14 protein-coding genes are annotated in these 14,217 nt (G+C 66.3%); 8 read left to right on the top strand and 6 right to left on the bottom strand.

Annotated features, from left to right (window positions below; all coding sequences use genetic code 11):
• Positions 1 to 7 precede the first annotated feature (7 nt).
• On the top strand, positions 8 to 391 hold the full coding sequence (locus ACWGKS_RS15790) for a RodZ domain-containing protein (RefSeq protein WP_358512989.1): 384 nt from the start codon (positions 8 to 10) through the stop codon (positions 389 to 391).
• 92 nt (positions 392 to 483) lie between these two features.
• Here ACWGKS_RS15790 and pyrE read toward each other — a convergent pair whose 3' ends face one another.
• The gene (gene pyrE, locus ACWGKS_RS15785; RefSeq protein ID WP_358512987.1) at positions 484 to 1,017 is read right to left on the bottom strand and encodes an orotate phosphoribosyltransferase; all 534 of its coding nucleotides are present in this window, start codon (positions 1,015 to 1,017) and stop codon (positions 484 to 486) included.
• A gap of 67 nt (positions 1,018 to 1,084) precedes the next feature.
• Between pyrE and cutA the strand changes: the two genes are divergently transcribed.
• The 4 genes from cutA to ACWGKS_RS15765 all read left to right on the top strand — a co-directional run bounded on the left by cutA (position 1,085) and on the right by ACWGKS_RS15765 (position 3,115).
• The gene (gene cutA, locus ACWGKS_RS15780) at positions 1,085 to 1,426 is read left to right on the top strand and encodes a divalent-cation tolerance protein CutA (protein ID WP_452522975.1); all 342 of its coding nucleotides are present in this window, start codon (positions 1,085 to 1,087) and stop codon (positions 1,424 to 1,426) included.
• Entirely contained in the window at positions 1,423 to 2,004 is a 582-nt protein-coding gene (locus ACWGKS_RS15775; protein ID WP_358512983.1) for a hypothetical protein, read from the top strand. The genes cutA and ACWGKS_RS15775 overlap by 4 nt, the downstream gene beginning before the upstream one ends.
• Before the next feature lie 51 nt (positions 2,005 to 2,055).
• A complete protein-coding gene (locus ACWGKS_RS15770; protein ID WP_452456157.1) occupies positions 2,056 to 2,712 on the top strand; it encodes a GNAT family N-acetyltransferase in 657 nt (218 codons plus the stop codon).
• 91 nt (positions 2,713 to 2,803) lie between these two features.
• Complete coding sequence (locus ACWGKS_RS15765; RefSeq protein ID WP_358512979.1) at positions 2,804 to 3,115, top strand: hypothetical protein; 312 nt, start codon at positions 2,804 to 2,806, stop codon at positions 3,113 to 3,115.
• Positions 3,116 to 3,154: 39 nt separating this feature from the next.
• On the opposite strand, the gene ACWGKS_RS15760 is transcribed toward ACWGKS_RS15765, so the two are convergent.
• The 5 genes from ACWGKS_RS15760 to eccCa all read right to left on the bottom strand — a co-directional run bounded on the left by ACWGKS_RS15760 (position 3,155) and on the right by eccCa (position 12,129).
• A complete protein-coding gene (locus ACWGKS_RS15760) occupies positions 3,155 to 4,483 on the bottom strand; it encodes a DUF6177 family protein (RefSeq protein WP_452522972.1) in 1,329 nt (442 codons plus the stop codon).
• Positions 4,484 to 4,513: 30 nt separating this feature from the next.
• Positions 4,514 to 4,945, bottom strand: coding sequence for a hypothetical protein (locus ACWGKS_RS15755; protein WP_358512975.1), 432 nt, complete (start codon positions 4,943 to 4,945; stop codon positions 4,514 to 4,516).
• Positions 4,942 to 7,671, bottom strand: coding sequence for a DNA/RNA non-specific endonuclease (locus ACWGKS_RS15750; protein ID WP_452522970.1), 2,730 nt, complete (start codon positions 7,669 to 7,671; stop codon positions 4,942 to 4,944). Before ACWGKS_RS15750 ends, ACWGKS_RS15755 begins: the two co-directional genes overlap by 4 nt.
• Positions 7,672 to 7,687: 16 nt before the next feature.
• Positions 7,688 to 8,050, bottom strand: coding sequence for a DUF6507 family protein (locus ACWGKS_RS15745; RefSeq protein WP_358512971.1), 363 nt, complete (start codon positions 8,048 to 8,050; stop codon positions 7,688 to 7,690).
• Between the two features lie 74 nt (positions 8,051 to 8,124).
• Complete coding sequence (gene eccCa, locus ACWGKS_RS15740) at positions 8,125 to 12,129, bottom strand: type VII secretion protein EccCa (RefSeq protein ID WP_452522968.1); 4,005 nt, start codon at positions 12,127 to 12,129, stop codon at positions 8,125 to 8,127.
• A gap of 376 nt (positions 12,130 to 12,505) precedes the next feature.
• Here eccCa and ACWGKS_RS15735 point away from each other — a divergent pair, with 376 nt between their 5' ends.
• From ACWGKS_RS15735 to ACWGKS_RS15725, 3 genes are read left to right on the top strand one after another with little or no spacing between them, the layout of a single operon-like run.
• The gene (locus tag ACWGKS_RS15735; RefSeq protein ID WP_358512967.1) at positions 12,506 to 12,844 is read left to right on the top strand and encodes a hypothetical protein; all 339 of its coding nucleotides are present in this window, start codon (positions 12,506 to 12,508) and stop codon (positions 12,842 to 12,844) included.
• A 25-nt stretch (positions 12,845 to 12,869) separates the two neighbouring features.
• Positions 12,870 to 13,169: a hypothetical protein gene (locus ACWGKS_RS15730; protein WP_452456164.1), complete on the top strand. Its 300-nt coding sequence runs from the start codon at positions 12,870 to 12,872 to the stop codon at positions 13,167 to 13,169.
• Between the two features lie 43 nt (positions 13,170 to 13,212).
• Positions 13,213 to 14,193, top strand: a complete 981-nt coding sequence (locus ACWGKS_RS15725) for a TNT domain-containing protein (RefSeq protein ID WP_358512963.1) — start codon at positions 13,213 to 13,215, stop codon at positions 14,191 to 14,193.
• Positions 14,194 to 14,217: the final 24 nt, after the last annotated feature.

The raw sequence follows: 14,217 nt of genomic DNA, 5'->3' as shown, positions 1-14,217 counted from the left end.
CCAGGTGATGGCCATCGTCGGAGCCGTCCTGCTATTGGTCACTCTGGTGGCCCTCGGCGGGTACTTCTTGTACCGATCGCTGCCCGGAACGGGTGCGGGCGTCAGCGCCAACGCGTCCGAGGCCGCGGCCGAGCCGGTGGATTCCGGCGATATGGGCGCTCTGTACATACGTGTGGTGGGCGAGTCGAGCGACGTGTTCGTCCGGGTGCCCGGCGGCGACGTGCTCATGGACCAGGAACTACAGCAGGGCAACTCCGTGCACTACGCGGAGAACACACAGGGCCTTGAGGTCAGCATCGGAGACCCGAGCGCCGTCGAGGTCTACGTCAACGGCGTCGAACAGGACGTCTCCGGCAAGGACCCAGACCACAGCTTCACCCTGACCCCCTGATTCGCCCCGAGACCACCGAACCCTTGAGCCTTGAGCACTCGATTCCTTCGAGGGTCCTGGGGCGGGGTCGATCCGGACCCCGCCCGCCGAGATCACACGTCCAGGTCGGACACCTCGAAGACGGGCCGGTACTCCAGACCCTCCTCCTCCAGGCGGGCACGCGCGCCACGGTCCACGATCAGCGCGACCGCCACCACCTCGGCTCCGGCCTCTCGCAGGGCCTCCACCGCGGTCAGCACCGAACCGCCGGTCGTGGAGGTGTCCTCCAACGCCAGCACCCGACGCCCCGCGACGTCGGGACCCTCGATCCGACGCTGCAGACCATGTGCCTTGCCCGCCTTGCGCACCACGAAGGCGTCCAGCCTGCGACCCCGCGCGTGCGCGGCGTGCACCATGGCGGTGGCCACCGGGTCCGCGCCCAGGGTCAGACCGCCCACCGCGTCGAACTCCAGGTCCGCGACGGTGTCCAGCAGGACCGAACCGACCAGCGGCGCGGCCTCCCCGTCCAGGGTGATCCGGCGCAGGTCGACGTAGTAGTCGGCCTCCTTGCCGGAGGAGAGGGTCACCTTTCCGCGCACGACCGCCTTATCGTTGATCTGGCGCAGGAGTTCATCACGTTCGTTCATGATCAGTGAGCCTAGAACACCCGGTGGGGGTCCGCGGACCTGGCATCCCACCTCGAAGGAGGCGACCTTGACCCAGAGCACAGACGTCATGAGGGTGGAGACCACCGTCGATGGTCGAGAGGGGGCCGAACGGTTGGCCGGTTCGGTCGTCGAACACCACCTGGCGGCGTGCGCGCAGGTGAGCGGGCCCATCCGCAGCTTCTACCGCTGGGAGAACGAGGTGCGATCCGACGAGGAGTGGATGGTCGTGGTCAAGACCGCCGCCGACCGCCTGGACGACCTGGTCGCCCACCTGGTGGAGGCGCACCCCTACGACGTGCCCGAGATCGTCGCCGTGCCGGTCACCGGTGGAAACTCCGAGTACCTGTCCTGGGTCCGTGATGAGACCCGCGGGAGCGGCGTCGCGTGATCGCCGTCCTCCTGCCCCCCACCCTCGGTGTGCCCCTCACCCCGCCCGGAGTGGAGAAGGCCCTCGCCGACACCGGACACCACCCGGTCCTGCCGGAGGTGATCGGCGACGACACCCCGCCGCACGCCGCCCGCTACGTGGCCCTCGCCAGCCTGGAGATCAACCGCCTGGTCGCCACGGAAGCGCCCATCGTCCTGGTGGCCCAGGGCGACACGGGCCCGCTGCTCGGTGCGGTGGGGGCCGCCCAGCGCGCCGCCCACCGTCCGGTCCTGGGCTACGTGCTGATGGACGCTCCACTGCCACGCCCCGGAAGTCCCACACGCGCGGAGATCGCACGTACTCAGGGGTTGGCCGACCTGCCCGTCCCGGCCGAGGAACCCGCCGCCTATCGGAGCGAGCACCTGCCCACCGTCCCGGATTGGCCGGACGCGCCCTGTGGATACCTGCTGACCGACCCCGCCTACGCCCATCCGGCGCATCTGGCCGGCATGCGCGGGTGGGAGGTCCGAGACGCGACGGCCGCCCCGGAAACGGCCGGAGAGGCGCTGGCGGAGCTCGTCGCCGAACTCTTGCGCTGAGCGGATAAAACCAGGTGACAGAGTGTGTCGGCGGCAGCAGAATCTCCGAACATGATCGCCGACCACTTTCCCCCGATGGGGATACGCCTGACCACGCCCCGACTCACGTTGCGGATGCCGACCGACTCCGACCTCGCGGCGCTGGCCGAGGCCGCCGTGGCCGGAGTCCACGACCCGGACACCATGCCGTTCATGTTCCCCTGGACCGACCAGCCTCCGAAGCGGTTGGCCCAGGGCGTGATCCAGCACAACTGGCGGACCCTGGGGTCCTGGACACCCGAGTCGTGGTGCTTCAACGGGATCGTCGAGTTCGAGGGCCGTGTGGTCGGCATCCAGGACATGAGGGCCAGGGACTTCGCGATCCTGCGCCAGGTGGGCACCGGTTCGTGGCTGACCCGGAGCGCGCAGGGACGTGGGATCGGTACCGAGATGCGCGCCGCCGTCCTGCACCTGGCGTTCGAGGGACTCGGCGCGCTGGACGCGGTCACAGGCATGTTCGAGACGTCCCTGGCGTCCCAGGGCGTCACCCGAAAGCTGGGGTATCGGCCGGATGGCGTCCACTACGTCCAGGTGCGCGGCGAACGGGTCCGGGAACTGCGGTATCGGTTGACCAGGCAGGACTGGGAAAAGCACCGGACGGTTCCGGTCGAGGTCGAGGGCCTGGGCCCCGCGCTTCCCCACTTCGGTCTGGGCGACCTACCCGACTGACTTCGCCTCCGTGTCTGGTGAAGGCGGTAGAGCGCGTGCTTTCCTTGACGGGTGCTCGCGCACGAGGCCGGACCGAACGGGGAGGTATGCGATGAACGACCACGTGTACGGAGGATTCGTGCCGGGAGTGGCCGCCGGCATCCCCGCGGCCCCGTACGCGGTCAACCGCCCCGGACCCCGTCAGCCCACCGCGCCGAACCACGCGCCCGGAAGCCCGAACGAACCGCTCTGGCCTCAGGCGCCCCGTCCCGTGGCCAGGATGCCGGTTCGGGGCCCCATCGCGGCCGACGCCTACGCGGACGCGTTCCTCAACGGAAGGCCCCACCCGTACGCGGTGCCGCGTTTTCCGGTGCGTCCGCGTTCGAGCCACCTCGCCCCTGGGCGAAGCGGACGGCCTGGATGAGTCGGGCGGCGTCGCCACGAGTGCTTCAACGTCCGCCGGTTAACCCAAATGACCCATGAGCCCCCGGAAACGTCGCCATAGCTCCCGTGGCTCCCCTTCCCCAAGGGGATACCAGAGGACCGAGGACCACAGTGGTCCGATCGTCTCGGCGGCGACGGGTGCCGCCAGCGCCTTCGCCCGGCCCACCTGCGCGACCACCTCGGGACCCAGGGCCAACCCCAACGGGACGGAGGCGCCGCCGAGCGCCGGACGGTAGTGGGTGTCCGCCGCGCCGGGCACTCTGTGCGCGGTCAGGCTTTGGAAGGAATCCGGCAGTTCGGCCAGAAGTTCGGGCAATGCCGCGTGGTCGGCGTCGCCTGTGACCAGACTCAGGCTCTCCTTCACCCCTTCGACGACTCGGGACACGTTCAACGTGCCGGCGAATCCCGGACCGGAGAAGACCACACGGGTGGGGTTCGGCGCCCGAGCACGGCACAGGTCGGTGAGCCGGCCGGGGTCCCAGGCCATCAGGGCGGGTTCGTTGGTGCCCCAGCCGGTGGGCGGGCCCGCGCACATGAGCTTGGTCGTGTGTTCCACCATCTCGCCCAGACGCAGGTCTGCTTCGGCCGGGTGGATGAAGTGCAGGTCCAACGCGAGCCCGGGGTCGCCTCGCCGTTCGGCCGACGCGGGCGGGGCACCGTCCCGACGTGCCTGGAAACCGAGGCCGTCCTCCCAGAGCAAGGGCATCCCGGTGAGCCCGTCGTAGTGGTCGTTTCCGGGACCCTCGACGACCCACCGGCAGCCGGAGGCCGTCAGCACTCTTCGGAGCGAATGCGTGATGTGAGCGGAGGCCGGGGTGAGTACCTGGAGGCCACGAGCGTCCCGAACCCCAGTGGCGAGTGCGTCCGCGATCGCGGCGGACAAGCCGACGACCGGTGAGTCGACCGCCACGATTCGGGTCTTCTCCGTCTCCACCAACGCGGACGGATGGTCGGCACCCCCTGTGGGCAGGTCCAACGCCCAGCGTTTTCGAGGCTCGGAGGGCCACACGTGTCCGCCGTGGTGCTCGATCACCGTCGCCGCGAACCGATGGGCAGCCTCCGCGGCCCGGGGGTTGCCCGCAGGCGCGCGAACCTCCATCCACCAGGCGTTGTGGGTGAGCCTGTCGGCGGCTTCGTCACCGAGCAGCCGACGCACGTCCGTGGTGGCCTCTACCGCCTGGGGCATCTCCACGGACACGAAGGGGCGGCCATCCTCGTCCCGCAGGCGTACCACCGAAGCCTTGCTCGCACCTCGGATGGTGAAGTCCGGATGAGCGTTTTCGAGGGCGCGAATCACCGAGCGTGCGTGGGGAAGTTCCTCGGTCAGGGCGACCACGTTGTACGTCACTGGGGTTCTCCGGATGCCGGGGCGGTCGGGTTACTCCTGCTCGGCTTCGCGGATCTTTTCCTGGAGCCAATCGGGGATGTGCTCGGGATCCCGAGGAAATAGTTGAAGGTCGTTGTAATAGTCCATGGAGCTTGGCGTTGGAGGCTCGGTCATGGCTTCCTGATCATAATTGAAATCGATAGAGTAGGAAGCTGGTGGGGTGATGTGATAGGTGGCTGAAAACCATGTTCCCTTGCCTGGCCTGTACATGGCATTTCGCAAGGATTCAAACTGCATGCTGAGTTTAGCTGAGGTCCAAAAATGGTCTTTGGAGCCATCTGGCATTACGGCGTAATTCCATATTTCTCCGAAGTGGTCAACGAAGGCCGCAGTGCACTTGATCCTTTGCCAGTCTTCGGGTGCATTGCTAAGTAGGATAATTCCGATTTGCTTGGCGTGCTCGGCTTCGATCTCAGGGTTCAAGGTTGTCTCCCTATGATGGTGTGTGGTGGGGTGTTGCCAAAGGTTAATCTCCTGACCCTGCCGGTGGGGCTGGTGTATTGTACCAGGATTTTTAATGGCGTGTCGGAGATGATGTTACTTTCAGAATAAACACATTCGATTTGAAGTTTTACCCTCTTCCCGGGGTTGGCGGAGAGCACTTCGGAAATTTCCATTTCCATCGCTCTCCAGCTCCGGTCTCTTTTTTCGTCGGTTCCTTTATATTTGTTCATCTCTTCAGGCATCCCGACGAGATTGATTTTCTCTGCCCCTCCTCCGTGTTCTCGTGCGGCGAGGTGCCCTCCATTCCAGGTGACCTGCTCGTACTCTGTTCGGTAGCGCATGCTCGGATCATGCGCAAACTGCATCCTGGATATCTGATTGGCCAGATCATATTCAAGCCTGCTGATGTGGCCAATATTTGATTCATCTCGCCCTCGGATGTTTCCGTTTTTTGTTATATCTCCTTCCATGTATGCGGTTCTTCCCTTGTTGTCTGTGATGTATGTGAATTCGTCTACGAAGTACTTTGCGTTCGGTAGTGGGTCACTGAGTTCAGGGTTCCAATTTCTTGTCTTTCCGCTTTTTGTGTGGACTTCTGTGATTCTTCCGGTGTCGTCGGTGAAATATGTTGCGGCGGGGCGACCGTTCCCTTCTTTGATCTCGTATCTAGTGTTCGGGTCCAAGTCGACTCCCCGGCCGAAAAGACCGGATTTTTGGGGCCAAAGATCTTTGTTGGTGTTTGGGGAAACTATTTTTTCAGGGAAGTCCTTGGGGTTTGACCTACTTGTATCCCAACTACTGACCGGCTTTATCTCATTGGTGGGCAGGGTTCCATATGGAGTCTCTGCGTATTTGATGTCTTCTTTGTCCATGGCCCGATAATCTTCGGGTATGGTTCGGGGGTGGTCGTTGCTTGTTCCGTAATGGTTATAAGGGGATGTGCCGGAACCGGTGTTTCCTTGGCCGTTGCCTTCGCCGCTGTGGGAACCGCCACCACTGTTGCCGCCATCCGAGGAACTCTCCGTGGTGCCGCCTCGGCCGGTGGTGGGGGTATCGATGCCGCCGCCACCACCGCCACCGGCGCTGTTGGTGAAGGTGGAGTCGCTCGACGCGGACGGACCATTGCCGGCTCCCACCAGTTCGGGCGTTCGATGCGCGTCGACGATCTCGTTGCCCTGACGGCGGTTGATCTCCTCCAACAACATGTCGGGATCCTCCGCGTGACGGCGGACGTAGTCCTCCAGATCACGCAGGCCGGTCTCGACCTCGGAGGCAGATACCCCCGAGTCGATCTCCTCGTCCTCGGACCGGGACCGGTCGGACGACGCACCGTCGGTGTCGTCCTGCGGCCTCGTTGGGGAGGGTGACCGGTCGGCGGAGGTGTTCGGCGTGGTGGAACCGCCGTCACCGATGCCGTCCAAGGCGTCGCGTGTCCTGACGAGGTCGGCCAACCACGCCCCACCGGGGAGACTGCTCCAGAAACCACCACCTCCACCGCCTCCGCCTCTGGACAGGTTCAGGTGGGGGACCCCGGGGAGGTGGAAGTCGGCGTCATCGTGGAACCGGGGGATGTCCATCGTGCCGACGTTGTTGGTGGCCCGCAGACCGGTCCGCAGACCCGCCAGGAGCATGGGGACACCCACGGGGGCACCGACACCGGTCGCGGAGAGGACGACGCCGCCGACGATGAGCCCGACGTTGACCACGGTCTGGGAGACCACGTAACCCTTGCGTTCATCCCACTCGTCGGTGGGGACGATGCCCTGCCCGACCTCGCGGATGGCGGGAAGGAAGTTGTCCGTCCACTCGCCGAAGCTGTCCACGCCCCATTGCTCGCCCTCTGGCTTGGTGGGGTCGTAGAAGCCGGTCAGGAGTGAGAGCCCTTCGAGGTTCTCCTCCATGTAGCCGGTGAAGTTCGAGCGCCCCTGCTCTCCGAAGATCGGCATTCCCCACTTGCCGTCATGCCAGGCTCCGGTGACGCCACCGACGTCCTGAGCCGCACCCACGACGATGTCGGCCACGCCGTCCCAGGCGTCCACGACGAAACCCCTGGACACGTTCTGTGCGGTCCCCCAGGGCATCTCCATGCCTTCGGGAATCTCACTGAAGCCGTAGGGGATCTCGTTGCCGCTGTAGCCGTCCCCCTCCATCTCGTCGTACCGGGTGAAGGTGGGCCCGTCGAAGAGGGCGGTGATCTCGTTGGCGCACGCGATCTCCGCCTCCTCCCATTCCTGACGGGTTCTGGCGACCTCGTCGACGAGGTCGTTGTGCTCCTGGACGAGGTCCTCGTCGTCCCGCCAGTCCTCGTCCTCGTTGATCCGGGTGCGCATGGCCGTGGCGTCGCCGCGCAGACCATGGAGTTTGCTCTTGAACGTGCGGACCTCGTTGGCGAAGTCGATCAGCGCGGCGGCCAGGCCGCCGGTACCGGTCTCCACGGTGTCGCCGTCGGTGGCGACCCTGTCGACGGCGGAGAGCATGGTCTCGGATTCGGGTGCCACGTACGCGTCACCGAGTCCGCCCCAGTCGGCGACGATGTCGTTTCCGTCCGTACCGATGTTCTTTCCGGCGCGGCGAAGGTCCCTGGCGTACTCGTCCAGCGCGTCGGCGTCGATCTGCGGGATCAGGATCTGGGAGGGCTCGATGGCGCCGTCGCCGTAGCAGGCGCTCGCCTCCAGGTCATTGAAGAAGGGGTCGTTGAGGGGCAAGGGGGGATTCCTGGGATCAGAGGTTGGGGGGAAGGTCGTCCTCGGTGATGGGGGTGTCCAGGTGCGCGGATTGGGCCTCCGCGGCCATTTCGTAGTCTCCGTTGACGTAGTACTCGGTGGCCTCGGCGCAGCCGGAGAGAGCGCTCGACGTACGTCGCACCATCTGTCCGCAGATGGGGGAGAAGTGCTCCATGAACATGCCGATGGCCGAGCTCACCGGCATGCTGTCGGAGCATTCGGTCGCGGCGCCCTGGATGGCCGTGTCCATGTCGAGGATGTTCCCCGACAGGCCTTCCGTGGCCTCACCGTCGCCGAGGTGTCCCAACACGGTGGTGAGGACGGATCTCACGGTGTCGGTCTGGATGCTCCACTCGGACACGTTTCCTCCTTATGGCGAAATGGCCTCCCGCATCCTTTTCAGGAGGATGCTCTCGGACGGTGATCGGTTCGTGCTCATGTGTGTTCGTTGGGGTGGTCCTGGTCGAGGAGGGCGGTCTGGATGAGGCGGGTGGCGCCGCCACGGGGCATCCACCTGCCCCGACCCGGGGGCAGGGGCGAGGCGTACACGCGCGGGAAGATCTGTCCCTCACCGCGGTCGCCCGACATCAGCAGCGTGCTGCTGCCCACCTCCCGGACCGCTTGGAGCAGTGAGTCGTACATGCCGCGACTCGCGCCCGCGGCGCGGCGGGCGATCACGAAGTGCAGACCGATGTCGCGTCCGTTCGACACGTACGGGGCGAACGGGCTCAACGGCTTTTGGCCCGCGGTGGTCAGCACGTCGTAGTCGTCGGCGAGCACGACCACACGAGGGCCGTCGAAGGCGCCCGGTTCGACCTCCTGGCCCTCCCCGTCCTGGGGGATCCGGTTCTCCATCTCCTTGGCCACACCGGTCGCCAGGCCACCGCACACGCGGGGGTTGGTCGCGTACCCGCCGACGTACTCCGGGGGGACGACGTCGCGCAGGTTGCGTCGGGGGTCCATGATCGCGAACACGACCTCCTTGGGCGTGTAGCGCTCCACGAGCCCTTCGGCGATCATCCGCAGCAGGTTGGTCTTGCCGCACTCGCTGTCACCGATGACCAGCAGGTTCTGGTCCCGTTCGAACAGGTCCAGTCGCACCGGAGCCATGGCGCGTTCGTCCAGGCCGATCGGCAGGGCCTTGGGTTCGGCCTCCTTGTCCGGCAGGGCGTGTACCGAGAGACGGTGCGGTAGCACGCGGACCTCGGGGGCGCGGGCGCCGATCCAGGCACGGTCGATCGCGCGTACGGCGTGCTCCACCACCTCGCCCAGGTTCTCGGTGGAAGGGGCGCCGTCGAATCGGGGCAGCGCGGTCTGCGCGAACAGTTTCATGGTGGTCAGGGCACGGCCGTTGTCACCCTCGCCGATGGTCTCGGCGAGTTTGCGGGCGATGGCCGAGTCGGTCGGGTTGTTGAGCCGAAGCTCCACCTTCTGACCGAAGTTCGACTGCGCGTTCATTCGTACGTCGTTCCACCGGAGCATCGCCGAGACGATGTGGACGCCGTACCCGCCACCGCGCTGTAGCAGCTCGGTGACGATTCCCTCGACCTCCTCGAAGTCGCGGCGCAGGGCACCGAAGCCGTCCACGCAAAGGACGATGTCGGCGGTGGCCAATTCTGGAACCTCACCGCGGGCGTGCATGGCGCGCAGCTGCTCCATCGAGTCGATGCCGCGCTCCCGGAACACCTCCTCCCGGTGTTCGAGCATCCCCCGCACCTCCTCGATGGTTCGTCGGACCCGTTCGGCGTCGGTGCGTACGGCGACGCCGCCCACGTGCGGCAGTCCGGAGAGGGACTGGAGGCCGCCGCCGAGCAGGTCCAGGCAGTACACGGACACCTGGTCGGGGGTGTGGGTGAGCGCCAATGAAAGGACCAGGGTGCGCAGGAGGGTCGTCTTCCCGCTCTGCGGTCCACCGATGACGGCGACGTGACCACCCGAAGCGGTCAGGTCGAGGAGCCACTCGCCCTGCCACTGCTTGGTGGCGTCGTCCAGGAGCCCGATCGGCACATTCAGGGTGGGACGCTCACCGGGGATCCGCAGCCCGTGTTCGGTCTCCTCGGGAGCACCGCAGATCGCGTCGATGGTGGTGGCCTTGGGCAGCGGGGGCAGCCAGATCGCCCGGGTGGGTTCGCCGTGCTGGCCGAGCTGTCCCACCATCACGTCCAACAGGGTCGGATCGGTCGTGCGGGTGGGCATCGCGGCCTCCTCGTCGGGGGACGCCGTCTCGGCGACCTCTTCGGGGGAGGGGTTGTAGGCGGTGTAGAGCCGGGGCGAGGGGGTGACGTTCTCGTCCTCGGGCTCCTCCTCGATGACCGGTCCGCGGTAGGCGCCGGACACGTAGCCGGCCTTGAAGCGCTGGTAGACGGTGGTGTCGACCTTCAGGTAGCCGAATCCGGGCAGGGCGGGCAGGTGGAAGGCGTCCGGGGTGTTCAGGACCGTACGGCTCTCCTCCTCGGAGAAGGTGCGCAGGCCCAGGCGGTACGACAGGTAGGTGTCCAGGCCGCGGAGCTTTCCGCCCTCGATGCGCTGGCTGGACAGAAGCAGGTGCACACCGATGCTGCGACCGATGCGGCCGATGGACAGGAACAGTTCGATGAAGTCGGGGCGGGCGGTGAGGAGCTCACCGAACTCGTCGATGATCACCAGCAGGTGCGGCATCGGGTCGAGCGAGGGGTCCTTCTCGCGCTTGTGCGTGTAGTCCCCGATGTTGGGCACGTTGCCCGCGTCGCGCAACATCTGCTGGCGGCGCTGTACCTCGCCGGAGAGGCTGGCGTGGACGCGTTCGATGAGGGCGGCGTCGTCCTCCAGGTTGGTGATCATCCCGGAGACGTGCGGCAGTTCCTCGAAGGGGGCGAAGGTGGCGCCGCCCTTGTAGTCGACCAGCACCATGCTGACCCGCTCTGGCGGGTGGGACGCGGCCAGGGCCAGCACCAGGGTCCGCAGCATCTCGCTCTTGCCCGAGCCGGTGGCGCCCACGCACAGTCCGTGCGGACCCATGCCCAGTTGGGCGGACTCCTTCAGGTCCAGGACGAGCGCCTGGCCCATCTCGTCCACCCCGATCGGAACGCGCAGGAACGCGCGTTCGCTGCGTGGGGCCCACAGGCGCTGGACGTCCATGTCACCGGGGTCGCGCACACCCAACATGGCGGTGAAGTCGACGCGTCCACCCTCCTGCGCCGTCTCTTCGAGCGATTCGGCGGACAGCCGTAGCGGGGAGAGCATGCGGGCCAGCCCGGTCAGGGTGGCGGGGGAGACGTCGTCGAGGACACCGGTCCGCAGGACCGGGTCGGTGGGACGCAGGTCCTCGACCCTGACCTGGTCGCCGGTGACGGTGACGCGCATGTTCACGTCGCCGGGCTCGTCGATCTGCCGGGAGACCAGGTGCAGCACGGTGACGCCGAGCGAGGTGGGGTCGACGGTGTGGTCGGGGCGGACGAGTTCGGTGGCCACCTCGCCGTGGGTGTCGTGGATGACGAGGAGGCGGCGCAGCAGCTGGTAGGCCTCGCGACGCCCCATACCGCGTCGCACCTCGGAGGCGAAGTCGCTCCGCGATCGCAGTTCGTCGGCGAGCAGGGTGCCGAGGTCGCGGGGGGAGGGGGCGATGAGGCGGGTGGCGACGCCCTGTTCGCGTCGCTGGGGGTCGAGGACCTGGGGGAGCCACAGCAGCCAGGACCAGTCGTCGGCGTGCTCCTCGGGGTAGGAGACGGCCAGCCCGGCGTCCTCGGGGGCGTGGAACACGGCGAACTGGGCGACCATGGCCCGGACCATGCGCATGATGTCCTCGCGTTCGCCCACGACGCTGACGTTGCCCGTCATGTCCAACGGCAGGGTGAACGGCATGTCCGGGATGGTCTCGAAGCGTTGGATGACGCCCTGGGCCTCGGACTGCATGAACGGGTCGGTGGGCGCCAGGGCGGTGCCCTGCTCGGCCAGGTCGAGGGGGCGACCGGAGGCAACACCGGTGCCGACCCGTACCTTCAGGAAGTCGTTGTGGCGCCGGCGACGCTCCCAGAGTCGCTTGGGGTCGCGAAGGACGTCGTAGAGGGCCTCCGGGGGTGGGTCGAGCAGACGCGCGTGTGCCTGTGTCTGCTGTTCCCAGGTGCTCAGTCTCTCCCGTAGTTCCTCCAGGTACTGGAGGTAGAGCTCGCGCTGGTTGCGCCTTTGCCTGCCGACCTGGCCGCGCCTGGAGAACAGCATGAGCAGCGCACCGAGGAGGGCCACGCACAGGACGACCGCGCCCAGGGCCATGAAGGCCGGGTTGCGCATGACCATCATGATCGTCAGGGAGGCCATCATGCCCACCATCGGAAGGATGGCCATGAGCGGATTGCCCTGGGACTTGCCGTCGGGGAGGGTCGGAGGAGCCTCCACCTCCCGGGGCTCCTCGGCGGGAGCCGGGTGGGTGGTGCGTGTCGGTCGGTGTACGACACGGAGGGCCATCGGCGTTCCTCTCGACTCTGGGAGAAGTCATGAGATCGGGCAGGAGCGACAAAACCCTATCGAAGCAGGGATTCCGGCGTTTTTTCGTGTGCCCGCACGGGTGTCGGGGCTTGAAGGGGCAAGGGGCATTCGAGTGCCCTATGGTGATATTCCTCACTATTCTCGGGTTCGTCGAACATTTCGACTCGGGTGGTGAATCGGACGCGCCGTGTGTTCGGGCAGGTCAGCGAAGTGATCGGTGTGCTCGGAGGGGCTGGAAGCGCGGGCGGCACTGTCGGGGCGCCGTGATGGAGTATGGGAACCGTAGGTCTGTTCGGCGCATCCCCTGGAAGTCGGGATCGGCCGAAGCCAATCCTCGTGACAAGGCAGGTGGAAAATGGCGGACAAGGAACTCGATTTCCATCAGGCATCTTTTGCCAAGATGACCAGCAATACCGGTGAATCGGGTGAGCAGCTCAGCACCCTGGTCAACAGACTCGTGAACGCGGTTGATCCGCTGAAGGACAAGTTCGAGGGTAGCGGCAGGAATTCACTCGACGAGCTCCACCGTCGGGCGGAGACGGTGTCCATCCTGGTGGGCGGCGATCTGAACAACCTGAACGAAGGTCAGCGGGAAATGATGAACGCCGTACTCCAGGGTGACCAGGATATGGCGGACTCGACTCAATCCCAGATGAACGCCGCGAATTTCGATGCCGGTAAGCTGCGGGCCTAGATCATTCCTTGGGGATAGTGCGTAGATGAGCGACTACACGAAATACAGCAAGAACGCCTCGGCCGACGTCCAGGAAACGATCACGAGCATCACCGGCGAGTTGGAGACACTCATCGATGACCACGAGATCGATGTCAACTCCGTCATGTCGGAAACCGTGATCGAGGGTGCGGACGTCACCTACCTGGAGAAGGACCAGCGTTGGGCCCTGGCGGCTCATGAGGCCAGGGAGATCATCGCCATCATCCGCTCCGTGATGGAAGAGAACGATGGAATCGCCGACACCGCCCTGACCAGGGCTCGGACCGCCGCAGAGAGCATCTGACCCCGTTCCGGTAGGGGAACGAAGTCACCGAAGGGGAGCACCGATGGGCCGCGACTACGACAACCAGTTGCTCGAATCGGTCGCGGTCCGTCGGCAACGCCTGCGCGAGGCGGTGTTGTTCGGTGGACAGCGGACCAAACGCCGCTTGGACGAAGGGATCGGCAAGATCGTGATCAGCGCCTGCCTGGCCGCGGTCGCGTGCGCCGGGACGGTCGGTTGGTCCTTCGTCAGCAACACCCTCGGCAACCAGCGCCTGGAACGTGAACAGGCCGAGTCCGGGCCGGTGGAGAACGCCATCCCGGCGATCCCCGGCGAATGGGTGGGAGCGCGGGTCGACCTGGCCATGCTCAAGGAGCAACTGGATCAGGCCCAGGTTCCGGAGGACCTCTACGTCCTGCCCGGCGAGCCTCGGCCAGAGCCCGGCACGGTCGGTAGCTACTACCTCATCACCGAGGACGACGAGTTCGGCGCGCTGTCCGTGGTCGTCATGGACCTCGACCAGGGGCGTCCCGGCTACCAGTTCGCCGACGAGGACGAGACCGCTCGCTGGCTCTTCCAGGAACTGGCGACCACCGAGGGTGATCCGGCGACGCTCAGCGCCACCGACGAGGCCGCCGCCGTGGAGAACACGGCGGAGCTGGTGCAGGAGGTCCGGGACGGTTTGGACCAGCGCAGCGCCGAGTCCTACCTGCACACGCTCGACCCGGGGGACATCCTCGACTCCTTTGGTCCGGAGAGTGGGCGCCACCTCTTCCCCGACGGGACCCCCTACGCCGAACGTGGTCTGCCCGACTATGTTCGGACGGACTCCGGTGATCAGGACCTCTATCACCGTTACCGGGTCGTCCACCCGTTCCGGGTGACGGCCACCACCGCCCCGGCGGAGGACGGCGCCCCCGGTGGAGGTATCCGTTTCACGCTCGACACGGCAGGGTTCTCCGAGGTGCCACCGGCGCCGACCCTGCGCTGGCTGATCGGCCAGGGATACGTCGAGCGTGTGGCGGTCGACAGTGTTCCCCGATGACGAAGTTCCCCGATGACGAAGCCG

Source organism: Nocardiopsis sp. NPDC055879, assembly GCF_053615935.1.
This window is presented reverse-complemented; position numbering and strand designations above follow the sequence as displayed.